Genomic DNA, 25,094 nt, shown 5'->3' on the forward strand with positions numbered 1-25,094 from the left:
GCTTTCAGCTCAAATTATATATATGCTTCTCGCAGCTTTATCAGCCTTATCCAATGCATAAATTTCATCACCGGGTAAACCGGATCGAACTCGAACCATTTGGCAGCGAAATTGGCATTGTTAGGGCGTTTGTGGTGATTATTCTGGAACAACTCACCCAGCATAAAGAAATCAAAAGGAGTTGAATTTTTTGACTTATCGCCGTTATCAAAATTGGCATAACCATATTTATGACCACACCAGTTAACTATTGCCCCATGAATAGGCCCCATCATAAAGTGAATGGGCAGTAACAGGAACATCCACCAATGGGTGGCAAAAAACGCGTAAAACACCACGTATAGTACACCAAATGCAATGCGTGATACAAATGTTGAGCCCCAGTAATCAAGCAGGCGCCACTCAGGGTAGTTCCCTTTAAACTGCGCATCAGGTTCTTTCAAACGTTTTTCATAAAGCTTATAGCTTTGTGCTGTACGCCACATCATTTGAAATACATCCCTGAAAAAATAAGGCGAATGCGGATCTTTCTCCGTATCACTGTAAGCATGATGCTCACGGTGCATTATGGCATATGCCCGGGGGTTTAAAAATGATGAACCCTGGCAAATAAAAGTTAACAGGTGAAAAACACGCTCGTTAAATTTATGCGTACTAAACATTTTGTGTGAAGCGTACCGGTGCAAGAAAAATGTTTGAAAAAATAATGACAGAAACCAATGCGCAAGAAAGAATATGAGGATGATCACGAGGATATAATATATTTTGTAAAGGAATTGTTTTTATAACCAACTGCAAAGATACAATTAAAATAATCTGGTAGGTATTTATATTGATATCTAGGTTTAGAGAATTTACGAAAGGATAAGGATTATAGATTTTATGGGCCTGATGAAAAGATAATAATGGAGTGGTTATGTGGAAATTCGTTCTCACAAACAAAATTTTGTCAATTTTTAAAAGTTAGCAAAGCTTGGTTGTAATAAATCCCTTTTAATTAAGCCTGGCTATCGCGCAATGCTTTTATTTGGTTATGTGCTGCTATAATACCCATTTGCTGGCGCTGTACAATTTCTGAAAATTCAGGGGATAAACCGCTATCAGCAGACAGCGCAGTTTGATACGCCCTCTTTATAGCATCTTCGCCGCGTTCACATTCTTCTAAAACGCGTTTACGGTCGTGCCCGCTAAAGGTGGCTTTAACATCAAGCCATATGCGGTGTAAAGCTCCGCTCCCGCTCATGCCCATTTCAACTTCGCCGCCATTTTTATTTATAGTCGTACCAAGCTCATGAACATTTTTGCGACTATCATCTCTCAACTGCATAAAAATAGTCCGCAAATCAAGATCCCTATCATTCAGTTCTTTTGTCGCATGGGTAAAGCCTGCAACACGATCATTATTAATTTCTATCAAGTCGTTTAATATCTCAATTGATTTTTCAATAGTTGCCATAACGATAGTTTTTGCGTGTATGGTTACTAAAACAACTATCCTGCCAATAATTAAATGATTAGAACTTGAGATTGAAGCCGCTTTTCCCTTATAAAAATGATTTAATTAATTATTGCTATGCCACATATGAATTATCATTTAATCTTAAGCCAAAAACAAAATTCACTTATTAAAGACTGTTGACTTAACCCTAATCTCCAGGTACTAACTGCCCGTTTTAACACTTTTTTACATTTACTATGGCTTACAATCTTTAACTTTGTATCAGATGCGCTATAAATTTGTTACAATTATTATGCTTTGCCTCAGCTTTTTGGTTAAGGCACATGCGCAGCAAACATTTGTTGTAAGAGGCGTTATATCAAGGAGTGTAAGTGTTGAAAGGATAGCCCAGGTGCTGATCACCAATTTGCGAAGCCGGGATATTAAAATGAGCGATGAGCTTGGATGGTTTTCTATTGACGCAACCATAGGCGATACCCTTCTTTTCAGCAAACTGAATTATACCGACCAAAAAGTTGTGATCATAGCCAAGGCTGATATCCCTGTTTACATGCAACCTGTTATTGTACTTGACCAGGTAACTATAAACGGACAGACAAAACGCCAGGAGCTAAATGAAGTAATGGGCAATTACAGGAAACAAGGTATTTACTACAACGGAAAGCCACCCGTATTGTCTTTTTTAACATCGCCCTTAACGGGTATATATGAGCTTTTTGGAAAAGGCCCAAGTAATGCACGCCGGTTTGCAAACTTCTCAAAAGGCGAACTTGAATATGCCGAGATTAGAAGAAGATATAGTGTAGCACTGGTAGCGCGGGTAACTAATACCAGTGATACCGTTGCGAAAAAGTTTATGGAATATTATACACCATCCTATGAAGATCTTAAGGGATGGAATGATTACGAGCTGATAAAGCAGATCAGGAAATCGTATGAGTACTACGATAAATCAGCAGATAAAGAAAAGTTGCAGCAGCTAAACCAGCCAACCTTTATTAGGCCGAAACAGGAACAGCCCTGATAAAAATAAGAAATGGTGCAGCTCTTGAACGCCTTTGAAAAACAATATTATTCTGAAAAATTTAATTCAGACAAATAAATCCGACATCGAACATTCGATATCCGAAATAAATCAGATCCCCAGCGTCTCGCAAGCTTTTTCGGCGGCAAGCTTTTCGGCGTTCTTTTTGCTGAATTCTTTTCCCTGTCCCATCACTTCGCCGTCAATCAGGGCCTGAACAGTAAATAGCTTTACGTTTTCTCCCTCTTCATTGCCTACCAGATCGAATGAAATATCCTTGCTATGACGCTGGCACCACTCAATAAGCTTGCTTTTAAAATTGCTTTCGGTTTGCTCAAGTGTATGAATATCCACATGCGATTTGATGATGTGATTCACCAAAAAACTGCGTGTAAAATCATAGCCTTTATCAAGGTATACTGCACCAATCAGCGCTTCAAAAGCATCCCCAAGTAATGAACCCTGTCTTGATGAGTTAAGCATTCGGCTATCATACTCTATCAGCTTATCAAAGCCAAGCTTACGTGCCAGTTGATTAAGGTTATTACGGCTTACAATTTTTGAGCGCAGCTCGGTCAAAAAGCCTTCATCCTCATACGGATAAAGCTTAAAAAGCACTTCGGCAACCACGCTCCCTAATACCGCATCGCCTAAAAACTCCAATCGTTCATTGCTGTTCTTAACTCCCTTTTTTATATTTTGCGCAACAGATTTGTGCCGGAATGCCAGTTTATATAACGACAAATTGCCCGGTACAAAACCGAGCAAATTTTTTAAAATCTTTACGTATTTTCTGTTAGGTGAGAAATATAGCTTGTAAAAACGACTTATAGGCATCAAGGGTCTTATTCTTCGTACTTTTTAAATATTACAGAAGCATTGTGCCCGCCAAAACCAAATCCGTTGCTCTGTGCTATGTTTACAATACGTTTTTGCGCCTTATTGAACGTAAAATTAATTTTCGGATCAAAAGCCGGATCATCAGTAAAGTGATTGATGGTTGGCGGAACAATATCGTTTTTTATAGCTAAGATAGCAGCAATGGCCTCAACAGCACCTGCAGCACCCAATAAGTGCCCGGTCATTGATTTGGTTGAACTGATATTTATCCTGTAAACTTCTTCGCCATAAACATCCTGGATAGCTTTAACCTCTTGCGGGTCGCCAATAGGGGTTGATGTACCATGTACGTTTACATAGTCGATATCTGCCGGTGTAATACCAGCATCCTCTAAAGCATGCCTCATTACAAGGGCAGCTCCTAATCCTTCCGGGTGCGGGGCTGTCATGTGATAAGCATCGGCACTCATGCCACCGCCTATCATTTCGGCATAAATTTTTGCACCGCGCTTTTTGGCATGCTCCAATTCTTCCAGAATAATAGTTCCGGCGCCTTCACCAGCAACAAATCCATCCCTGTCCAGGTCAAACGGACGTGATGCCGTTGCCGGGTCATCATTACGGGTTGACAAAGCATGCATGGCATTAAATCCGCCAATACCGGCTTCATTAATAATAGCTTCAGAACCTCCGCTTATAAACATATTAGCTTTACCCAGGCGGATATAATTAAATGAATCAATAAGCGAATTATTTGATGATGCACAGGCAGATACGGTAGAAAAATTCGGACCGCGCAAACCGTATTTGATAGAGATATGGCCTGGGGCAATATCAGCTATCATTTTAGGAATAAAGAACGGGTTAAAACGAGGTGTACCATCGCCTTTGGCAAAATTAACAACCTCATCTAAAAATGTTTTTAAACCACCTATACCAGATCCCCAGATTACGCCGATACGGTTTGTATCAAGCAAATCAAAATTTAGCCCCGCGTCTTTTATCGCTTCTTCTGTCGAAAACAGGGCATACTGAACAAAGGGATCAAGCTTACGTGCATCTTTACGGCCTAAAAAGGCATCTGCGTCAAAGCCTTTCACTTCGCACGCAAATTTGGTTTTGAACTTTTCTGTGTCAAAACTCTTAATCAAGGCAGCGCCACTCACACCATTAAGCAATGAGTTCCAATATTCAGGAACTGTATTACCAATTGGGGTGAGTGCTCCAAGCCCGGTTACAACAACTCTTTTAAACTCCATTTAATAGCGTTGGGGGAGTTCTTATTTAACGTTTTTTTCAAGGTAAGCAACAGCCTGACCTACAGTTCCGATAGTTTCGGCCTGATCATCAGGAATAGCTACGTTAAATTCTTTTTCGAACTCCATGATTAATTCCACGGTGTCTAACGAGTCAGCACCAAGGTCATTGGTGAAGCTAGCTTCGGGTGTAACTTCACTTTCGTCAACACCTAATTTTTCTACGATAATAGCTTTTACTCTTGAAGCGATATCAGACATAGTCTTATAGTTTAAATGATTAAATAAATTCAGTGCAAAGAAAAATAAATTCTGTTAAATATCAAATCTAAAAACTTTTGCATTATATGCAACAATATTTTATTGCAAGTGTTTCGATTTTGTATTTTTACCGCTGCAAAAGTAATGATTTTGAGCAGGAAATTTTTAAAGTTTGAGATCGATCTTGATTTTGTTCTCATCGCAGTTACAACTTCGTTGAAAGACTATCGTGTTTGTTATTTGATTAACAAGGCTTTAAGCTTTAATTTGGTAAAAAATCCCGACCTGGAAGTTGATATTAATCACGGAACCGAGCCTGTTTTATTCTCAATTTACCACTATAATTGGGAAGCAACAGAGACTGATTTCTACTTTATTGCCAATAAAGGCTCTGATGGCTACCTGATCCCCGAGATGCGAAAGGCAGATTATTTTTTGTTGATAAAAAATTATATTGACGAGAATGACCTTGATAACCTTGTTTCGGCATTAAATAAGGTGCCCGAAATTGTTGCCGCAGTAAAGATTGATCCTAAAAAAATAAAATCACGCGAAAATCTCTTATTTTAGCGCAAATTTTTAAAAGTGTTATAGGTACACTAAAGATAACCTGATAAGCCGCATTAACCAGATAAGTATGAAATTATATTATAACCGAACTAAAATTGTTGCCACAATGGGCCCCGCTTCGGCAAAAAAAGAAGTTTTGTTAGCCATGATACAGGCTGGCGTTAACATTTGCCGACTGAATTTTTCACATGGAAAAGCCCAGGATCATAAAGCAGTGATTGATACCATTCGAGAAATAAATGCAGAATATAAAACCAATGTTGGCATATTAGCCGACCTGCAAGGACCTAAGATCCGCATTGGGTTGGTAAAAGATGGCGGCATTCACCTGGTTAACGGAACCCGCATAAATATTACCACGCATGAGCTTATTGGTGATGATAACCAGATCTACATCACTTACCCAACTTTCCCACAAGACGTACAGCCGGATGAAATTATTTTGCTGGACGATGGAAAGATCCAGATGAGGGTTATTGAAACCAATAAAGTTGATACCGTTGTTTGCGAAATTGTACATGGTGGGATCTTAACATCGCGTAAAGGTGTTAACCTGCCAAATACTAAAGTATCAATCCCAAGCTTAACTGAAGAAGACCTTGAGAACCTTAAATATGCATTGGATTGGGACGTTGATTGGGTTGGCCTTTCATTTGTACGTACCGGCCAGGATATATTGGAATTAAAGAAAATAATTGCTGAAAGCGGTAAAGCTGCCAAAGTAATTGCCAAGGTTGAAAAGCCTGAAGCCATAGATAATATTGACGAAATAATTGCAGCTACAGATGGCGTTATGGTTGCCCGTGGCGATCTTGGCGTTGAAATGCCCCTGGAAGAAGTTCCTCTTTTACAAAAAATGATTGCCCGCAAATGTCGCGAAGCATCAAAGCCTGTAATTGTAGCTACCCAGATGCTTGAATCAATGATCACAACCCCGCGCCCAACCCGCGCCGAGGTGAATGACGTTGCCAACTCTGTACTTGATGGCGCTGATGCAGTGATGCTAAGCGGCGAAACATCAGTTGGTGAATTCCCGGTGATAGTTATTGAAACAATGGCGAAAATTATCCGCAATGTTGAAGACCTGGGCTATCCGTTCAACGCTAATAAAGAAGCTAATACCGATACTAAATCTGTAGATTATTTAAGCGACGCGGTTTGTGGATCGGCTGTTTATTTGGCTGAGCATACCAATGCAGTAGGTATTGTATCAATGACAACATCGGGCTATACAGCCTTTGAAATATCAAGCTACAGGCCAAAAGCAGGTACCTATATTTTTACAGCCAACAAACACCTTTTAAATGCGCTAAGCCTGCTTTGGGGCGTACGTACTTTTTATTACGATCGTGAAGAAAGTACCGACCAAACTATAAGTGATGTAAATGGGATACTTAAAGCGGCAAACCTAGTACAAGCTGGCGAAGTGGTAATTAATACAGCTTCGGTGCCAATTTCAAAAAAGGCCAAAACCAATATGCTTAAGGTTACTGTTATTGAATAATGGTTGATTAAGTGAGTGGTTGATTAAGTTTTAAAAATTTAACTACTCACTTAATTAACCCAATCAACTACTCACTAAATATTAATAAACCTCCGCCTGGCAGGCCTTAACCCGTAACTTATTTAAGTTGGCGAAGTAATAATCCCAGCAAATTCTTAAAGTTTTCATATTGTAACTTTTTTGTTATACATCAATTAGGACTACAATAACGAAGCCAAGGTTTAATTAGTATTATCTTTTTGTAAATATATTATACCTATTGATTCGGAACAAAAAAAAGTATGTCATGCTGTCCGCCAACTGGTCGGATCAGCACTATACATGCAGGCTACCTGTCCTATGGCGAGCTGTGGGGACACAGCTCGCGGGGATGGATCAATATTTATTTCGCTTTATCATAGCTCTTCGGGTCAATTGCTGCAGGCGACCAATCTTTAAAAAAACCCATTACCTTTTCTTTACTGTGCCCCTTGCCTTCTTCCAGGTAGCTTGAGTTTTCGGTATTAAGCCTGTTTCCCTTATCATCAAGCACTACAAATACCGGGAATCCAAAACGCTGCGGATAGCCAAGTTCAGCCAGTAGTTTATCGTTCGTGTTTTCTTTGCTGTAATTTACGTGTACAATAACATAATTATCGCGCACATATTTATTAAGATCAGGATCACGGGTAACCAGGTCGTTAAAGCGGATGCACCAGATACACCAGTTACCGCCAATTTGAAGTAATACATTTTTATGCTCGGCAGATGCCTTTTTTACCGCATTGACAATATCAGACTTGGCATCAGCTTCAGGATGATATAGTTTAGCAGTGTCGGTTAGTTTAACAGGAGTGGCTGCGGTCTGTGCTTTTACGCCAAAACCTATTATGATAAATGATGCAATAAATAATAGCTTTTTCATATTTAGTATGTTAGTGTTATGATCTACTAAATTCTGCAATTTTAATGATTTGCACAAGGCGGGCTAATTTGATTTGTCTCAGCATATCATTTTATGAATTTCACCTCCCCTCGTCTCGCTATTCGGATGGATTTGGGCGAATGCGATTCTCCCCTGCCGTTGCTAAAAAACACTTTTCAACACAATTAATATACTGTGAACTAACTATTTGGCATTAATTGCGCTGTAGAGAGGCCCTTGTTCACACTGTGTGGAAAACTCTGAATTGAATTCCATTGCCATGTATATGTAGCTTTACGTAAAACCCCTTGAGTTTTTTTAACGGCTATTCTGCTTACTACACATGTACTGATATGGGAGACGACATCTACAAAAAAACAACCACCGAAAACAACAAAGGATTAAAAGTTGAAAGGCATTTCACTAAAGAAGGGATCAGCGTTTTTGACTTGTTTAAATATGAAAAACGCTCATCGGTAATCCGCAATCCATCAGGCGACGCCGTATTTGAAATGAACGATGTGGAAGTACCTGCTACATGGAGCCAGGTTGCTACTGATATATTGGCGCAAAAATATTTTAGAAAGGCCGGTGTACCATTACCTGACGGCACCACGGGATCTGAAAAAAGCATTAAACAGGTTGCCAACCGCATGGCTAAATGCTGGAAAGAATGGGGCGTGCGCTACGGCTATTTTGCCACCCCGGCCGATGCTGAGATCTTTTATGATGAAATAGTTTATACCATTACCGGGCAGCTGGCCGCACCAAACTCGCCGCAATGGTTCAATACAGGGCTGCACAACTCATACGGTATAACCGGAAAACCACAGGGACATTATTATGTTGACCCCATAACGGAAGAACTGAGCAAATCAACTTCTGCTTATGAGCGCCCGCAGCCGCATGCCTGCTTTATTCTTTCTGTAGATGATGATCTGGTGAACGAGGGTGGTATTATGGATCTGTGGGTACGTGAAGCTAGGATCTTTAAATACGGATCGGGTGTTGGCACCAATTATTCAAAGATCAGGGGCGATAACGAAAAGCTTTCGGGTGGTGGTTACTCATCTGGATTAATGTCGTTCTTAAAGATAGGCGACAGGGCCGCCGGCGCCATTAAATCAGGCGGAACTACCCGCCGGGCCGCTAAAATGGTTTGCCTGGACCTGGATCATCCCGAAATAGAAGGCTTTGTAAACTGGAAGGTTGAAGAAGAAAAGAAAGTAGCCGCATTGATTGCTGCCGGATATTCGTCTGATTATGAAGGCGAGGCTTATAAAACGGTATCCGGGCAAAACTCAAACAACTCGGTGCGCATTCCTAACAGCTTTTTTAAGGCATTAAAAGATGGCAAGCCCTGGGATTTAACCAGTAGGATGACAGGCAAAGCCATAAAATCAATCTCATCACAAAAATTATGGGACGATATTGCCTTTGCAGCCTGGGCATGTGCTGATCCGGGCGTACAGTTTGATAGTACCATAAACGAATGGCATACCTGCCCCGAAGGTGGACGGATCAATGCATCTAACCCATGTTCGGAATATATGTTTTTGGATAATACTGCCTGCAACCTGGCATCCATCAACCTGGCACATTTTTTTGATACCCAAACACGCATTTTTGATGTAAAGGGCTTTGAACATGCCTGCCGCATCTGGACCATAGTATTAGAGATCTCCGTACTAATGGCTCAGTTCCCATCTAAGGAAGTTGCACAATTATCGTATGATTACCGCACATTGGGTCTTGGTTATGCTAACCTTGGTTCGGCATTAATGGTAAACGGGATTCCTTATGATAGCAGCAAGGCCCGCGCAATAGGTGGCGCAATCACCGCTATTATGACGGGTACGGCCTATGCAACCTCAGCCGAGATGGCGAGAGAGCTGGGCACGTTCAGTCGCTATAATGACAATAAAGAACACATGCTGCGCGTAATGCGCAACCACCGCTACGCGGCCTATAACTCTACAGGCAATTATGAAGGACTTGAGATTGCCCCTCCGGGAATTGAGCAGGCTGATTGTCCCGATTATCTTTTATCTGCCGCCTGTAACGCCTGGGACAAGGCCGTTGAAATGGGTGAGCAATACGGCTATCGCAACGCACAAACTACTGTTATTGCCCCAACAGGTACAATAGGCTTAGTAATGGATTGCGACACTACCGGTATTGAGCCAGATTTTGCATTGGTGAAATTTAAAAAACTATCGGGCGGTGGTTACTTCAAGATCATTAACCAGGCAGTGCCCGAAGCTTTGAGCAATTTGGGCTATGCTGAGCATGAGGTTACCGCCATTGTAAATTATGCAAAAGGCGCAGCTACTTTAAAAGGCGCTCCGTATATTAATATAGACAGTTTAAAAGCAAAAGGCTTTACTGATGATGAGCTGGAGAAACTGGATAAAGGCCTGATGGCTGCATTTGAGATTGGCTTTGCATTTAATATATGGACGATGGGTGAAGACTGTTTTAAACGTCTTGGTTTTAAGCCCGAACAGTACAATGCACCTGATTTTAATGTATTAAGAGCATTAGGCTTTAGTCGCAAAGAAATTGCCGAAGCTAACGAATACGTCTGCGGTACCATGACCATTGAGGGGGCACCTTATTTAAAACAAGAACATTACCCCATATTTGATTGCGCAAACAAATGCGGTGCAAAAGGCGAGCGCTATATCCACTCGCACGGGCATATAAAAATGATGGCAGCAGCACAGCCGTTCCTGTCAGGAGCTATTTCAAAAACCATCAACCTGCCCAATGAGGCTAATGTTGACGAGATAAAAGATTGTTACGAGCTCTCATGGAAATTAGGTTTAAAAGCTAATGCCCTCTATCGCGATGGCTGTAAATTATCGCAGCCGCTATCAACCAAATCAGATACCAAAGAGGAGAAAGAAGCGGTAAGTGATGAAAAGCTGGATACCGTTGAAGAGGTTTTGGGCGAGGCTGCCAATGTGAAGTTAAGCGATTTAACCAGCGAGCAGGTGATAGAAGCGGCTATGGCCATAATGGAAAAATCAAAAGACACCAACTTTATGCGCCAGCTCTCGAGGGTGGTGCAAAAGAAAAGCCTGCCGTTTAAACGCAGGGGCTATACGCAAAAAGCAAGTATTGACGGGCAAACAGTGTTTGTGCGTACCGGTGAGTATGAAGATGGCACTTTGGGCGAAATCTTTGTGGATATGCACAAAGAGGGTGCCACCTTCCGCTCGCTGATGAACTGCTTTGCCATTGCCGTTTCGGTTGGCCTGCAATATGGTGTGCCGTTGGAGGAATATGTAGAGAAATTCACCTTTACCCGTTTTGAGCCTGCAGGTATGGTGGTTGGCCATGCCAATATAAAAAGCGCAACAAGCATAATCGATTATATTTTCCGGATGCTGGGATATGAATATCAGAATCGCACCGACCTTGTTCACGTAATAACGGAACAAAACGGCGTGATCGGTAACCCGCAAATGGACAACAGCGATTTTAATACGGATGAAAGCAATGTTTATCAGCCAGTGACAAGTGGTAATAACAGCAATATTAAAAAACAGTATAGTGTTGATTTGAGCATGGGCGTACAAAGCGATGCCCCGGCCTGCAACACCTGCGGACATACTACTATCCGATCAGGTACCTGTTATAAATGTTTAAATTGCGGTAATTCGATGGGATGCTCATGAGGAGAGGTGAAAGCGAAAAGGTAAAAGGCGAAAGGTAAAGAAGCGAAAGGCAATGACTAATGACGGATGACCACTCACCTTCTAAAACAGGCGTTTTGTGTTCAGTTTTATAGTTTAATTTTAGTTAGCCCCGGAGTAGTTTACCGGGGCTTTTTTTGTGGTTCACCAGGGTATTCTGATGGCTCTTGTTAAATAATGTTAATGTTATTACAGTTAAGCAGTTATACACTAATTTTAGTACATCAATACTTAAATCACAACTTATGCTGCAAAACTACTTTATTATAGCCTGGCGGAACCTTTGGAAAAACAAGGGGTTCTCCATCATTAACATTTTAGGCCTTTCGGTAGGCATTGCATTTACTTTGCTGATAGGCGCCTATGTTTGGGGGGAGCTGCAGGTAAACCAATCTCTTAAAAACGCTGGTAACCAATATATTTTACAGAGCAGATGGAAAGATCCAAATCTCGGCTTTGAGTTGGGCACCATAGCACAGCTACCTAAAACATTAAAGGAGCTTTATCCAACGCTGGTTGCCAATTACTACCATTGGGATGGTGTTACCAGCAATGTATCAAAGGGTGATAAACATTTCCGAGAAGGCATCCAGATAGGCGATAGTACCCTGTTAAATATGTATGGTTTTGCTTTGCAGCGTGGCAATGCCGCAACTGCATTAGTTGATCCTTTTTCGGCTGTAATTACTGAACCGCTGGCTATAAAATATTTTGGCAGCACCGACGTAGTTGGGCAAACGCTTACTATTGAAAATTTTTCAGGCTCAAAACATGATTTTACTATTTCAGGTGTATTGAAAAACATCCCCCGAAATTCTGTAACCAACGTAAACGAAAACAACAACCGCATCTTCCTGCCTGAAAAGGCCTCTTTATTTTTAGGCCGTAACATGCAGGGCTGGAACAATACTAACCTGGTTGGCTACATCGAACTACAGAAAGGCGTAACCCCAAAGCAACTGGAACAGCCCATACGCCATTTAATAAAAGAAAATTCATCACAACAAATAAACGATAACCTAACACCTTACCTGGTACCGCTAAAAACTTACTATCGTGGCGGCGTAAAGCAAATGCTGTACACGCTGTCGCTCATTGCGTTTTTTATTTTGCTGATGGCGGTTATCAACTTTGTAAACATCTGCATAGGGAGGTCATCATCGCGGATGAAAGAAATGGGCATCCGCAAGGTTTTAGGCGGATTAAGAAAACAACTTATCTGGCAGTTTTTAATAGAATCAACTTTGTTAGTATTAATGGCAACGCTGATAGCCCTGGTATTATACTTGTTTGGTCGCCCATATTTAAGCGATGTTTTGGGCAAAGAGATAACAGGCTTATTTGCCTTCCCATTGTATTTTTATTTTATCCCGTTTGTATTCGCCCTGTTTGTAGGTTTACTGGCTGGTATTTACCCGGCGCTGGTGTTATCAGCCCTAAAATCAGTCGACTCGTTAAAAGGCAAGTTAGCTTCCATTAAGGAGGGTGTATTGTTCCGCAAAACACTGGTTACCTTTCAGTTTGGCATGGCGGCCCTGGTTTTTATCAGCGCTATCATCATCTCGCAGCAGGTCGACTTGTTTTTCAGCAAAGACCTTGGCTTCAAAAAGGATTATGTGGTTTATGCGCAGCTGCCCAGAGATTGGTCCAAAAAGGGGGTACAAAAGCTGGAAAGTATTCGCTACCAGATATCGCAGATGCCCGGGGTTAGTAGTGTGGCCTTATCATGGGAGATCCCTGATGGGGGCAATGGCGGCCCGGTACAGTTATATAACCAGGGTACTGACCCAAAAAAGGCGGTAACCATGCAGGGACTTAGCGCAGATAATCAATATGCATTAACTTATAATATCCCGTTAAAGGCCGGATCATTTTTCACCCCGTCATATACCGCCAGCGACTCTGCAAAAATTGTTATAAACGAAACTGCATCAAAAGCGCTTGGTTATAAAAACCCTAATGATGCTATAGGCAAACAGGTTAATTTGGCAGGCGTAACATCACTCTTCACCATTTGCGGCGTAACTAATGATTTTCATTTCGATTCGATGCACGAAACCATTAAGCCGCTTACTTTTTTAAATGTAAACTACACCGTTTATTATCGCTTTTTCTCCTTTAAACTAAAGCCCGGTGATCCTCAAAAAAGTATAACCGCCTTACAGCAAAAATGGAGTACTTTATTACCGGATGCACCTTTTGAATATCATTTTGTGGATGATGCCCTAACACATCTTTACCAAACCGAGATCCAGCTAAAAAAGGCATCATACATAGCAGGATTACTGTCAATTGTTATTGTATTGCTTGGCGTTTTGGGCCTGATCTCATTAAGCATTCAAAAACGGACGAGGGAGATAGGCATCCGCAAAGTGCTGGGGGCATCCGTGCCAGGCATAATCAATCTTTTTTTGAAGGAGTTTTTGGGGATAGTTTTTATAGCGGGGATAATATCATGTCCGCTGGCATATTTAATTATGCATAACTGGCTTAATGGCTATGCTTACCGTATATCAATTACCGGCTACCCGTTTATGTTATCAATTTTACTGTTAACCATATTAACCGTTATATTAATAACACTGCAAACCATTAGAGCAGCAATAAGTAACCCGGTAAAAAGCTTGAGGACGGAATAGCCCCAGCTTTTAAAGAGCGCTTTTGAGTTAAAACGCAATGTTATCACCACTTTTATAATCCGTTTAAACATCAGCAAAAACCAAACAAAAAACCCCGGCGGTTGCCGGGGCTCTTCATTTAACTTGTAGTTAGATTACTGGTCATGCCCATGACCTTTGTCACCATGACCCTTGTCGCCATGATCACCACCATCATGTCCGTGGCCTCTGTCACCATGATCTCCTCCTTCATCTCCACGGCCTCTTCCACCGCGGTCGCCACGCTGGCCATAATGATTTCCATTATCATGCCAATGGTTACGGTAACGATCATCGCGGCTTTCACGAATTATCGCCTGGTCCCTGCGGCCTCTGTAGCCGGCATATCTTTCACGGTAAACATTGTTACGTTCCCACGGGTTACGCTCATTTATTACTGCTTTATAACCGTGATACCTGTCATAATTGCTGTATCGTGCGGGTAAATAAGTGCGGTGTACCCATACATTATTCTCATAATAAACATAACGGTGAGCCGGCACATCATAATATGCGTTAATATCGGGCATGTAATAATAATCGGCATGGTCATACCCTACCGGGCCCCAATCCGGCTGACTGCCAATGTTTATTCCTAAACTAACACTTACCTGTGCATTGGCTATTTTGATTGACAAGCAGCTAAATATTATTGCTGCTATAAAAATTAACTTTTTCATAATAATAACATTGTTTGAATGATAGACAATATTTACCGCGAATAGTTTAGTTTATTTTTAATATATGATAATAAGTGACTGTATAGCAGGGGGATTGGTTGAGAAAAAGGGGGCTTATTAAGAAAGAAAACAAACTTACGAAGTTTTAAAAGCTTCGTAAGTTTTACCGGGGATTATTGGTCGTCAGGATCCGCATCGGCAATTTTTTTAGCGGCCATAGCCAATACTGGTTTGCCTATCACTTTGTAATTGCCTTCGCCTTTAAGGATCTGGGCCATCATATCTTTATCCTGCATCACCTTTACAGCCTGGGCAAGCTCTTTATCATATTTAAAGTTAGCCTCATAACGGCCTTTTTCAAAATAGAAACGCCCGGCTATTTCGTTTTCAAGCACCTGCTTTATTTCGTCTTTATGCAACTGCAGATCATTCTTTTTGCTGGCGACCATTTTGGCTTTCAAGGCGTCATATTCTGTTTGGATCTCACCAAACTGCTTCTCTTTAGTAGCCTCGGTTTTCAGGCTGGCCAATACTTTTTCTGATGCGGTATTGTAGCTGTAGTTCTTACCATCCAAAAATTTCACAAAATCAGCATAATCGGCATCGGTAAAAGTAAACTTTTTACTATTGTCTATGCTCGTATGTGTATTACGGTAACGGTTGGCAAAATCAAATACAAACAATTTACCTACAAGCGCCTGGGTAACATTGGCAAAGCGCTCCTGCTTAACAAAAATATCCGGGTAAATCCCGCTTCCATCATAAACTGAACGACCATTTTTGGTTTTAAACTCGTGGATCAATGAATCGGCAACCTTAACTACGCTGCCATCATCCTTGCGGTGAGTGTAATCAATCTCCTGGATGCAGCGGCCCGACGGAACGTAATACTTAGCAATGGTAATTTTTACCAAGCTGTTATAAGGCAGGTTAAACGTTTGCTGCACCAGGCCTTTGCCATAGCTGCGCTGACCAATAATTATAGCGCGATCCAGGTCCTGTAACGAGCCTGCAACAATCTCAGATGCCGACGCCGAATGTCCGTTTACCAATACAACCAACGGCAAATTAGGCTCAAGTGGTGCGCTTACCGTGTTATAGGTATAGTTCTTTTCTTTTATTTTCCCCTTTTGCGATACCACTTCAACATCTTTTGGTACAAACAGGTTTACAATTTTTACAGCTTCCTGTAAGATGCCGCCGCCGTTTGAACGAAGATCAAGGATGATGCCGCTGGGATTATTCTTTTTTATGGCAGTAAGCGCATTTGTAACTTCATCGGCAGAGTTTTCTAAAAACTTATCCAGTTTAATATACCCCATATTGCCATCAACCATGCCTGAGTAAGATACGTTCGGTTGTTTAATTTCGTCGCGAACCAAATCCTTTTCAACAGGTTTTTCGTCACTTTCACGTTTAACAAGCAACTTTATGGTAGCGCCTTTTGCACCTTTAAGCAGCTGGCTCACCTGGTCGTTATTTTTACCATCCAGAGTAATATCATTTATCTTAACCAGCTGATCGCCGGGGCGGATGTCAGCCTTTTGGGCAGGGAAGCCCGAAAATATATCAGAAACAAACACTTTTCCGTTCCTTACAAAAATGCCCGCGCCAATGCCGCCATATTGTGTGCTAACATAGTGCAGCTTATAATCCTCAATTTCCGATTCGGGCACAAATTCAGTGTAAGGATCCAAACCATCAAGCATAGCATCTACGCCGGTCTTTATCATTTTTGCTGAATTAATATCATCAACGTAGTTAATATTAACCTCTTTGTATACCGATGCAAACACATCCAGATTTTTTGACAGCTGGAAAAGATCGTCCTTAAAACTCCATGTACACAAAGCCAGCGCCAATATGCCCGCAAAAAACAATTGTCTTTTATATTTATTCACAATCACTTTACCCTTATTCATCCTTAAACCTAATTTTAAAATATAAAGCTACAAAAAAGTACAATAGTTTTTATACCCCGCTGTTTTACAAACGGTTATTGTCTATATTCACTAACGCTTTCTTAAGCGTAAATAGTACATACGGTCTATCGCGGTTAACCAGCTGCATCAGTTTACTTATCAGCCCCTCTTCCTGGCCCTCAGAATATTGTAACTGCTCGTCTGTGAGGTGGTTATATTTACGTTGAATCTTAATTTTAACACGTTCCCACTCTTTATTGGTGATACTGATCTCCGCCATGATTAATTTTATTTTCAACAAAAATATAAAAATAGAACGTGCCAACCACTACTATTTTGGCAAGGCTATTGTTAAGACAATGTAATTATTTATTCAATTAAACGTTTGGTAAATTAATTATGAAAAACAACGGGGCCATGCATACTACCTATGCCGGCTCCAAAACCATCAAACTAAATTAAAATTTATGAAAAAGATCCTATTAAGTGCAGCACTACTGGTAGCGGTATGCATTAGCGCACAAGCACAATTCTCATTAGGTATTAAAGGCGGTGTAAACTTTTCAAAGATCAACACTGATAACCTGAGCTCTTCAACCCGTACCGGCTACCAGGCCGGCATCTTTGCCCGCTTCGGGAGCGCCCTTTACTTACAACCCGAACTTTATTTAAGTGGCACAGGCGGCAATTTCCACTCAAGCGATAACTCAGTAAGTGGCAATGCACATTTTACCAACCTGAATGTTCCGGTATTGATAGGCCATTCATTCGGCGAAAAAAACCTTAATTTCAGGATAATGGCAGGACCGGTTTACACCTCCATACTGAGTAAAAACCTATCGCAAAGCTTAAATGATGCTTATACTGATTTTGGCCACTATAAAAACAGCACGCTGGGTTTCCAGGCCGGCGCAGGTGTTGATATCGGCGCCATTACTGCTGACCTGCGCTACGAAGGCGGCCTTACCAAAATTAATTCAGACTTTGGTCAGCGCCAAAATCTATGGGCATTAAGTGTTGGGTTTAAGCTGTTGTAATTTAATTTTAGTAATTGATAAAAAAGACCATCCCGGCAATGAGATGGTCTTTTTTATGTGTCATTTCAACAAATAAAAAGCTTATATATAAGCAAAGCCCCTGATGGGCAGGGGCCTTTGCTAACCAATTATAAACCTAAATTATGAGAAGAGCTGTAGGAGAAGGAGTCGAACCTCCACGAAGTGGTTATTCTTATTGCTAAGAGTTTCCCATGATCTTCGCCACCGCGACAAGGAGGTGTGTCTGCCAAAAATTTCACCATCCTACAGGGTTGTAATAAGTTTTCAGTTTACGGTATTCAGTTTGCAGTCTTTTACGACTTTGAGCTGAAGACTTTCGACTTCGGACTTAAAAGCTGTTGGGGAAGGAATCGAACCTTCACAGAGTGGTTAGCCCGCTTCGGGTTTCCCATATTCTCCGCCACCGGGACAAGGAGGTGTGTCTGCCTAAAATTTCACCACCCAACAATGTTTTATTATTTTTAAAGAACGCTAAGCTTTTGTCATTTGCTTATTACAAATCTAACAGACCTATCAATTTATTACAAATATTTCAATGAAATATTTTTATTTTTATCGAATTTTAATTATTCTTGTATATTAATAAAGAATTTCAAATTTATGTCCCACAGAAAAGCCCAAAATTTAGAAATTGATAATCTCGATATCCAGATTTTATCAATATTAATGAAGAATGCGACCACTCCATACACCGAGATCGCTAAAGAATTGATCGTTTCCGGCGGAACTATACACGTGAGGATGAAAAAATTGGAGGAGATGGGTGTTATAAAAGGCGCCAGTTTAGAGGTTGATCCGCAAAAACTAGGCTATGATATAACGGCATTCCTGGGCATTTTCCTGGAAAAAGGCTCGCAATACAACGAGGCGGTTAAACAATTAAAAACCGTAAAAGAAATAGTGGAACTGCATTATACTACCGGCGCATGGAGCATTTTTGCCAAAATTGTATGCCATGATACTACGCATTTACGCGAGGTATTGAATGAGCAGATCCAGGGTGTAAAAGGCATCCAGCGCACAGAAACTTTTATATCGCTTGAAGAAAGCATCAGGAGACAGATAACTTTGGAATAAATTTACTTTTAAATATTATGGGTGTAGAGACGCAATACATTGCGTCTCTAGGGGCATTTATCAGAGACGCAAAGTATTGCGTCTCTACGTGTATATATAATGGTGCATTTATAAAGGATTGAAACAGCCTATGCATATTCAAAATGCTCCATCGACAAAAGACTTTCTTCTGCTATTAGTCCGCTTTTACAGAAACCAAGCAAATGAGGACCATCTAACTGTCCATAAAATTCCTGGAGATTCTTATCGCTACCAAACTTACGAATCACCAGTGCATCTTCGCTGATGCTGCTTACCACTGCCCCATATTTTTGCACTAAAGCCCAAAACGAAGCGCTGAAAATCTCTTTCGACAACCGGAAAAACCCAACCTTTTCCAGCCCCGTTTCGCCAGGCATAAAAGCGCTTGCCCTATATACTTCAACAATTTTTTCCAGCTTCCGCAGCAGAGTAGCAAGTCCGGCTTCAGGGACAAGAGCCTCAATAGTGATCAATACAATGTCACTTATGTCTGTACGGGAAACATTAAGACCATTCACTTCATAATTCATCTTGTTAAAAAGGATCAATACCTGTCCTAAAAGCCCTTTTTTGTCTTCCGAATAGATGGCGATCACGTACTGTGTTGATGTTGTCGGTTGCTTTTTCATGATTAAAAATTTGTCAAAAAAAAAGCCCTCCGTTTTGGAGGGCCTGCTGTATAATTTGAAATTTACAAATATGCTCAGTTAACCCTCCATTGGTTTGCAATGACAGTAATAATAATCAGCAGAAGCACAGGTGACCCGCAAAGCGCAGGCAGTGTATTATTAATAGTGCTTATGATCTTACTGGTATTCATGGATTGTTGGCAGGCAAGATAGTAATTATTAGATAGATCGCAAAATTCATTCAAGACTTACGGAGTTTTAAAAACTTCGTAAGTCTTTTCGGCTTAATGCCCTATCTGAATTTATCCTTCAATGCTGCCAGCTTAATAGCAATATCTGTTTCCGGTTGCTGCTCAGGTTTTTTGTTAAATGCAGGTTTTTGAAAATTACGTTGCTGATTTGCAGGTTCGCGTCTTTCTCTTTCCGCAGGCTTTGGCTCATTTTCTTTCATTGAAAGGGCAATCCGTTTGCGGTTAATATCCACATCAGTTACTGTTACCTCAACCTTTTGCTGCACTTTCAGTACTTCGTTGGCATCTTTTATAAAGCGGTTGGTGATTTGGCTTAAATGTACCAAACCATCCTGGTGAACGCCAATATCAACAAAAGCGCCGAAATTGGTTATATTGGTAACAATACCGGGCAGCTTCATGCCAATTTTCAGGTCGCCAATAGCATTTACACCATCTGTAAAGCTAAATGCTTCAAACTGCTCACGCGGGTCGCGGCCGGGTTTTGCCAGCTCGGCCATAATATCGTTCAGCGTTGGCAGGCCTGCATCAGCGGTAATATATTTTTGAAGAGGAATGCTTTTGCGCAGCTTATCATCACTCATCAGGTCTTTTACTGCGCACTTAAGGTCTTTTGCCATTTGCTCGACCAAGGCATATCTTTCCGGGTGAACGCCACTGGTATCCAACGGATCTTTAGCATCGCGGATGCGCAGGAAGCCTGCCGCCTGCTCAAATGCTTTATCACCAAGGCGAGGCACCTTCTTTAATTCATTACGGTGTTTAAAAGCTCCATTGGCATCGCGGTAGGTTACAATGTTCTGTGCCAGCTGCGGCCCAAGACCGGATACATAAGCCAGGATCTGTTTTGATGCTGTATTCAGCTCAACGCCAACAGCGTTTACACAGCTCATAACGGTATCGTCAAGCGAGGTTTGCAATTTGGTTTGGTCTACATCATGCTGGTACTGGCCAACGCCAATTGATTTTGGGTCTATCTTCACCAGCTCAGCTAACGGATCCATTAACCGGCGACCAATTGATACAGCACCTCTTACGGTAACGTCCTTATCCGGGAATTCCTCCCGTGCAACGTCAGATGCCGAATAGATAGATGCCCCGCTTTCATTAACCATTACTATAGCTACACCGGGCAGGTTAAGGTTGCGTACAAACACTTCTGTTTCGCGTCCGGCAGTTCCGTTGCCAATGGCAATAGCTTCAATATTATATTTTTTGAAAAGAAACTCAGTGGTTTTCTCAGCCTCTTTAGCTTGCCCTGCACCGGTATGCGGAAAAATAGCCGTGTATTCCAGCAACTTTCCCTGTTCGTCCAAACAAACCACTTTACAGCCTGTACGGAAACCCGGGTCAATGGCCATGGTACGTTTTTGGCCAAGGGGCGCACTTAACAACAGCTGACGGGCATTCTCCGCAAAAACCCGGATCGCCTCTTCATCAGCCTGCTTTTTAGTGAACAGGCGCACTTCTGTTTCCATCGAAGGTTTCAGCAAGCGTTTATAACCATCTGTAATGGCTTGTTTTACCTGGTCGGCGCTTGGGTTGTTGCCTATGACAAAAGCATCCTCCAGCAGAGCTATTGCCTCTTCTTCCACAGGTTTTATATCCAGCCACAAAATCTCTTCCTTCTCACCACGGCGCATAGCCAGGATGCGGTGTGATGGCGCTGATTTTACAGGCTCAGTCCAGTCGAAATAATCTTTATACTTTATGCCTTCCTGCTCTTTACCTTCAATAACTTTTGATTGAAAGGTGCCTTTCTCTATAAACAGGCTGCGCATCCGGGTACGTACTTCTGCATTTTCACTGATGAACTCCGCAATAATATCCCTTGCTCCTGCCAGCGCTTCTTCAAAACTTTTTACACCTTTTTCTTCATCAATATATTTGGCAGCTTCGGTTTCCGGATCAATCCTTTTTTGCTCCATCAGCAAATCGGCAAGCGGCTGCAAGCCTTTTTCGCGGGCGGTAGTAGCGCGGGTTTTTCGTTTTGGGCGATAAGGAAGGTAAATATCTTCCAATGCAACCATTGTCTCGGCCTCGTTGATCTTCGTTTCCAGTTCGGGTGTAAGCTTGCCCATTTCTGTAAGCGATTTCAGGATAGCTTCCCGGCGTTTATCAAGATCGCGCAATTGCTGCACACGGTCGCGGATGGCGGCCACTTGTACCTCATCTAAAGTACCGGTAACTTCCTTGCGGTAACGCGAAATAAATGGAACGGTGGCGCCCTCATCAAGCAGGGCAACAGTAGCGCTAACCTGTTTTTCGGCAACGGAAAGTTCGGCAGCTATTTTTTTATGGTGCAGTATCATAATCGAATTTGGATTGCGAAGTTGAGCAGAATTGCGGGGATTTTCAAGAAGAGGTTTTCAACAAAGATGGGGAATGACACTACAATAACACGTCATTGCAAGCATAGCTGCTTGCATACAGGTATGAATCAAACTCTAAGCTTTACCAGTATTGAAGTATAAGCAATGTGATTATCAACAAGCGGCTGTAAAATCTCATCAGAATAAAGGTTCATGATTGTCCTGTGCAGTCCGCCAGCTGGCGGATCGTTCCTCGCAAGGACGGTACAACGATCTTTCTCAGGAAACCTGCTCCTTTTTATGTCCTTTATAACCAGTTAAGGTTAAAACTATCGCAACAAGTATCAACACCATCCCTATTAATCCAACAACTATACGCCATGTTTCATGGTGCTTTATACCACTTATAAGCGTAGTTGTATTTATAACCAACACACAGATATAAAAGCAGTATAAATATATTTTGGCGTTTTTATTCATGCTGTAGTTATTTAAACCTTTACCGCCTTATTATTTTTTATAAGATGATACGCAGTAAGCGTTGCAAATGCCACAAAAAACAAACCACCAACAGCTGCCAGTATTATCCTCCAGGTTTCATGCTGATCAATTCCTTTAAACAGACTATTGATACTGATCGCTATAAATCCCAGGAAAGTAATAAAAGGAATCACCAAAGCGGCATTCTTTTTTTGCATAGCAGGTGCTGTAAATTTTGCCATAAAACGAATATAAATATTTACCGCTTAACTTTTAAAGTTCTTTTGTTTCTTTCCTAAAATAAGGGGTTACCATTATAATACCAATAAGGCTCAACGCTATGCCAATGGCCGACATAACAATATGCAAAGTATCATGCTCAGCAATACTTTTACATAGCTTAATTGTACCCATAATTATAAATACCGAAAAGAACCAAACCGGTACCAGCAAACTTCTTTTATTTTTTACCTTTTCCATCTATTTCTTTTTCAAAAAACAGGTTTTTAGCACCACACTCATCCCGTCAACCTTGCAATCTACTTCTTCGTCATTATCTGTAAGACGGATCTTTTTTATGGTGATGCCTTGTTTTAAAGTAGTGGTTGATCCTTTTACTTTTAAACTTTTTATCAGGGTTACTGAGTCGCCGTCAATCAGCGTATTGCCGTTACTGTCTTTTACGTTTGATGTTTCCAATATTACTGGTGTTTATTATTAATTTTTCCTGCGTCCTCTAGTTCGGCATCCATCTGGTCATCATACTTAAAACGGTATAAAACCCATTCGTTCTGGGGCTTGTAAAACATAAAAGTAAACCTTATAGGCTGAATCTCGTGTTTTACCAGGTAACTATAAAAAACCAAACTGTTTGACGCGTTTTTTTGAACGATCAGGTCCTTACCTAAATAGTTGCCTATCCCCTGGCGCAATGAATCTAATTTTGCTTTTAGCTGGCTTATCCCGGCTGTATTTGTAAAATATTTATTGGTGCCAAAAATATAATCAATGGCAGCGCCTGTTCCTTCGTCTTTGTATTTCTTAAAAAAACTGTTAACCAGGTCTGCCGCGCCTTTAACTGCAACCACAGGTGGCTTTGCAGCCGCTGCTGCCGGTTTTGCAGTTGCGGCATCCTGTGCTTTTGCACAAATTGAACAGCATACAATGCAGGCTAATAAAAATGATGTGGTTAAAAAGTGCTTAAAGTTTAAGTGTTTCATAATGTATGTTTTAAAATCAATGCCTATATATTACAGCTCAAGGCTTTCGCCTATTCCGGGTAATTTAATATTTATTCCGGCTTTTATAAATTTTTGTTCGGCTTCTTCTTTATCAATCACTATTACCGGGAAGGTATCATAATGCATCCCGATTACATTTTTGCAGTTAATAAAACCTGTTGCCTTTATAGCATCGTCAACACCCATGGTATAATTATCGCCTATAGGCAGGTAGGCCCAATCAAGGTTTTCATCTGCCAGCAATTTCATGTCATAAGTTAGCGCTGTATCCCCTGCATAATAAATGGTTTTTCCATCGGCATAAATTACAAACCCGGCAGGGTTGCCGCCAGGCGAACCATCAGGCAGGGTACTTGAATGTATGGCATTAACCATTTTTACACGGCCAAAATCAAAATTAAAGCCGCCACCTATGTTCATGCCGTGGGCATTATTTATGCCATGCTTGCCAAGCCAGTTCGCAATTTCAGCAATGCAAATTATAATGGCGTCGCTGCTTTTCTGGATCGCTATCAGGTCGGCTACATGGTCGCCATGCCCGTGGGACACCAGGATATAATCGGGTTTAAGGCTATTGATGTCAATATCCTTAGCCATCGGATTTGGTGTAATGAACGGATCAAATAACAGTTTTTTTCCTCCCGTTTCTATCATAAAGGTCGACTGTCCGTAAAAAGTAGTTTTCATAGGTTTTATTTTTTTTATCGATGGATCGTTTTATTAATACCGAATGCCGGGCTTTGAATGATGAAGTAAAATAAAAATATTTCGATAGCCGAAGTTCGGCATTCATTATTCAATATTCAAATGCCTAAAACAGACCGCCCATGCCGCCAAACATATCTTTGGTTATGGCAGCCATTTCACTTTGGCTTACGCTATCAGCCTGTGCCATTGTCTTGTTTATGGCAATCACTAAAAGTTCTTCCAGTTGTTCCTTATCGCCCTCTTTTAACAATTCATCGTCAATAGTTACCGACTGTACAACTTTACTTGCATTAGCAGTAACCGTAATTTTACCACCCTCGGCAGTGCCGGTTACAGTAATAGCATCTAATTTTTGCTTCATTGCGCCCGCCATTTGCTGGGCCTGCATTAATTTATCGAACATATTTTGTGGATGTGCGAATGTGCAGATATGCGAATGTGCAAATTAAGAAATGTGCAAATAGGCAAACATGCAGCTATTCGGATTTAAAATTTCTATTAATTATCAAATATCCTAATCATAGCTTAATTATCAAGTA

Annotated in this window: 25 protein-coding genes and 1 tRNA gene; 7 read left to right on the forward strand and 19 right to left on the reverse strand. The window is 41.2% G+C overall.

Features of this window, described 5'->3' with window-relative positions:
- Positions 1–14: 14 nt before the first annotated feature.
- Both BUE31_RS10525 and BUE31_RS10530 read right to left on the reverse strand, forming a co-directional pair.
- Positions 15–749 carry an acyl-CoA desaturase gene (locus BUE31_RS10525; protein WP_073403223.1) on the reverse strand — a complete coding sequence of 245 codons (735 nt, stop codon included), beginning with the start codon at positions 747–749 and terminating at the stop codon, positions 15–17.
- 248 nt (positions 750–997) lie between these two features.
- Positions 998–1,456: a PA2169 family four-helix-bundle protein gene (locus tag BUE31_RS10530; RefSeq protein ID WP_073403224.1), complete on the reverse strand. Its 459-nt coding sequence runs from the start codon at positions 1,454–1,456 to the stop codon at positions 998–1,000.
- 268 nt (positions 1,457–1,724) lie between these two features.
- Here BUE31_RS10530 and BUE31_RS10535 point away from each other — a divergent pair, with 268 nt between their 5' ends.
- Positions 1,725–2,483 (forward strand): hypothetical protein, encoded by a 759-nt coding sequence (locus BUE31_RS10535; protein ID WP_073403226.1) that lies wholly within the window; start codon positions 1,725–1,727, stop codon positions 2,481–2,483.
- A gap of 111 nt (positions 2,484–2,594) precedes the next feature.
- Here the strand turns inward: BUE31_RS10535 and rnc are convergent, their stop codons facing one another.
- Genes rnc through BUE31_RS10550 form a run of 3 tightly spaced genes read right to left on the reverse strand, consistent with a single transcriptional unit; the run spans position 2,595 to position 4,840 of the window.
- The gene (gene rnc / locus BUE31_RS10540) at positions 2,595–3,320 is read right to left on the reverse strand and encodes a ribonuclease III (RefSeq protein WP_073403228.1); all 726 of its coding nucleotides are present in this window, start codon (positions 3,318–3,320) and stop codon (positions 2,595–2,597) included.
- A gap of 8 nt (positions 3,321–3,328) precedes the next feature.
- Complete coding sequence (gene fabF, locus BUE31_RS10545; RefSeq protein WP_073403230.1) at positions 3,329–4,582, reverse strand: beta-ketoacyl-ACP synthase II; 1,254 nt, start codon at positions 4,580–4,582, stop codon at positions 3,329–3,331.
- A gap of 21 nt (positions 4,583–4,603) precedes the next feature.
- Entirely contained in the window at positions 4,604–4,840 is a 237-nt protein-coding gene (locus tag BUE31_RS10550; protein ID WP_031266521.1) for an acyl carrier protein, read from the reverse strand.
- A gap of 144 nt (positions 4,841–4,984) precedes the next feature.
- Between BUE31_RS10550 and BUE31_RS10555 the strand changes: the two genes are divergently transcribed.
- Positions 4,985–5,410 (forward strand): IPExxxVDY family protein, encoded by a 426-nt coding sequence (locus tag BUE31_RS10555; protein WP_234997787.1) that lies wholly within the window; start codon positions 4,985–4,987, stop codon positions 5,408–5,410.
- A 67-nt stretch (positions 5,411–5,477) separates the two neighbouring features.
- Positions 5,478–6,914: a pyruvate kinase gene (gene pyk / locus BUE31_RS10560; protein ID WP_073403232.1), complete on the forward strand. Its 1,437-nt coding sequence runs from the start codon at positions 5,478–5,480 to the stop codon at positions 6,912–6,914.
- A 382-nt stretch (positions 6,915–7,296) separates the two neighbouring features.
- Here pyk and BUE31_RS10565 read toward each other — a convergent pair whose 3' ends face one another.
- Positions 7,297–7,818: a thioredoxin family protein gene (locus BUE31_RS10565; RefSeq protein WP_073403233.1), complete on the reverse strand. Its 522-nt coding sequence runs from the start codon at positions 7,816–7,818 to the stop codon at positions 7,297–7,299.
- A 353-nt stretch (positions 7,819–8,171) separates the two neighbouring features.
- On the opposite strand from BUE31_RS10565, the gene BUE31_RS10570 reads away from it, so the two are divergent.
- Together BUE31_RS10570 and BUE31_RS10575 are read left to right on the forward strand one after the other, a co-directional pair.
- Positions 8,172–11,501, forward strand: coding sequence for a vitamin B12-dependent ribonucleotide reductase (locus BUE31_RS10570; RefSeq protein WP_073403235.1), 3,330 nt, complete (start codon positions 8,172–8,174; stop codon positions 11,499–11,501).
- A 263-nt stretch (positions 11,502–11,764) separates the two neighbouring features.
- Positions 11,765–14,158, forward strand: coding sequence for an ABC transporter permease (locus tag BUE31_RS10575; protein ID WP_073404219.1), 2,394 nt, complete (start codon positions 11,765–11,767; stop codon positions 14,156–14,158).
- Positions 14,159–14,292: 134 nt separating this feature from the next.
- On the opposite strand, the gene BUE31_RS10580 is transcribed toward BUE31_RS10575, so the two are convergent.
- From BUE31_RS10580 to BUE31_RS10590, 3 genes are all read right to left on the reverse strand, one after another.
- Positions 14,293–14,856, reverse strand: coding sequence for a hypothetical protein (locus tag BUE31_RS10580; RefSeq protein ID WP_073403237.1), 564 nt, complete (start codon positions 14,854–14,856; stop codon positions 14,293–14,295).
- 173 nt (positions 14,857–15,029) lie between these two features.
- Positions 15,030–16,778 carry a S41 family peptidase gene (locus BUE31_RS10585; protein WP_073403239.1) on the reverse strand — a complete coding sequence of 583 codons (1,749 nt, stop codon included), beginning with the start codon at positions 16,776–16,778 and terminating at the stop codon, positions 15,030–15,032.
- A gap of 64 nt (positions 16,779–16,842) precedes the next feature.
- Entirely contained in the window at positions 16,843–17,058 is a 216-nt protein-coding gene (locus BUE31_RS10590) for a hypothetical protein (protein WP_073403241.1), read from the reverse strand.
- Between the two features lie 187 nt (positions 17,059–17,245).
- Here BUE31_RS10590 and BUE31_RS10595 point away from each other — a divergent pair, with 187 nt between their 5' ends.
- Positions 17,246–17,815, forward strand: a complete 570-nt coding sequence (locus BUE31_RS10595) for a porin family protein (protein ID WP_073403243.1) — start codon at positions 17,246–17,248, stop codon at positions 17,813–17,815.
- A gap of 356 nt (positions 17,816–18,171) precedes the next feature.
- On the opposite strand, the gene BUE31_RS31000 is transcribed toward BUE31_RS10595, so the two are convergent.
- A tRNA-Asp gene (locus BUE31_RS31000) sits at positions 18,172–18,283 on the reverse strand.
- A 153-nt stretch (positions 18,284–18,436) separates the two neighbouring features.
- Between BUE31_RS31000 and BUE31_RS10600 the strand changes: the two genes are divergently transcribed.
- Positions 18,437–18,913 carry an Lrp/AsnC ligand binding domain-containing protein gene (locus BUE31_RS10600; RefSeq protein WP_073403246.1) on the forward strand — a complete coding sequence of 159 codons (477 nt, stop codon included), beginning with the start codon at positions 18,437–18,439 and terminating at the stop codon, positions 18,911–18,913.
- Positions 18,914–19,041: 128 nt separating this feature from the next.
- Here the strand turns inward: BUE31_RS10600 and BUE31_RS10605 are convergent, their stop codons facing one another.
- The 9 genes from BUE31_RS10605 to BUE31_RS10645 form a co-directional block, all read right to left on the reverse strand.
- Complete coding sequence (locus BUE31_RS10605) at positions 19,042–19,563, reverse strand: ACT domain-containing protein (protein WP_073403248.1); 522 nt, start codon at positions 19,561–19,563, stop codon at positions 19,042–19,044.
- A gap of 292 nt (positions 19,564–19,855) precedes the next feature.
- The gene (locus BUE31_RS10610) at positions 19,856–22,126 is read right to left on the reverse strand and encodes a Tex family protein (RefSeq protein ID WP_073403250.1); all 2,271 of its coding nucleotides are present in this window, start codon (positions 22,124–22,126) and stop codon (positions 19,856–19,858) included.
- Between the two features lie 279 nt (positions 22,127–22,405).
- Positions 22,406–22,606, reverse strand: coding sequence for a hypothetical protein (locus BUE31_RS10615; RefSeq protein ID WP_073403252.1), 201 nt, complete (start codon positions 22,604–22,606; stop codon positions 22,406–22,408).
- Between the two features lie 11 nt (positions 22,607–22,617).
- Complete coding sequence (locus BUE31_RS10620; RefSeq protein WP_073403254.1) at positions 22,618–22,848, reverse strand: hypothetical protein; 231 nt, start codon at positions 22,846–22,848, stop codon at positions 22,618–22,620.
- Positions 22,849–22,879: 31 nt separating this feature from the next.
- Positions 22,880–23,086 carry a hypothetical protein gene (locus BUE31_RS10625; RefSeq protein ID WP_073403256.1) on the reverse strand — a complete coding sequence of 69 codons (207 nt, stop codon included), beginning with the start codon at positions 23,084–23,086 and terminating at the stop codon, positions 22,880–22,882.
- Complete coding sequence (locus tag BUE31_RS10630; RefSeq protein WP_073403258.1) at positions 23,087–23,305, reverse strand: alkylphosphonate utilization protein; 219 nt, start codon at positions 23,303–23,305, stop codon at positions 23,087–23,089.
- Positions 23,306–23,307: 2 nt separating this feature from the next.
- On the reverse strand, positions 23,308–23,826 hold the full coding sequence (locus BUE31_RS10635) for a hypothetical protein (RefSeq protein WP_073403260.1): 519 nt from the start codon (positions 23,824–23,826) through the stop codon (positions 23,308–23,310).
- Between the two features lie 30 nt (positions 23,827–23,856).
- The gene (locus tag BUE31_RS10640) at positions 23,857–24,534 is read right to left on the reverse strand and encodes a metal-dependent hydrolase (protein ID WP_073403262.1); all 678 of its coding nucleotides are present in this window, start codon (positions 24,532–24,534) and stop codon (positions 23,857–23,859) included.
- A gap of 124 nt (positions 24,535–24,658) precedes the next feature.
- A complete protein-coding gene (locus tag BUE31_RS10645) occupies positions 24,659–24,958 on the reverse strand; it encodes a YbaB/EbfC family nucleoid-associated protein (protein WP_073403264.1) in 300 nt (99 codons plus the stop codon).
- Positions 24,959–25,094 lie beyond the last annotated feature (136 nt).

Source organism: Mucilaginibacter sp. OK098 (assembly GCF_900142915.1).
Taxonomy (GTDB): domain Bacteria; phylum Bacteroidota; class Bacteroidia; order Sphingobacteriales; family Sphingobacteriaceae; genus Mucilaginibacter.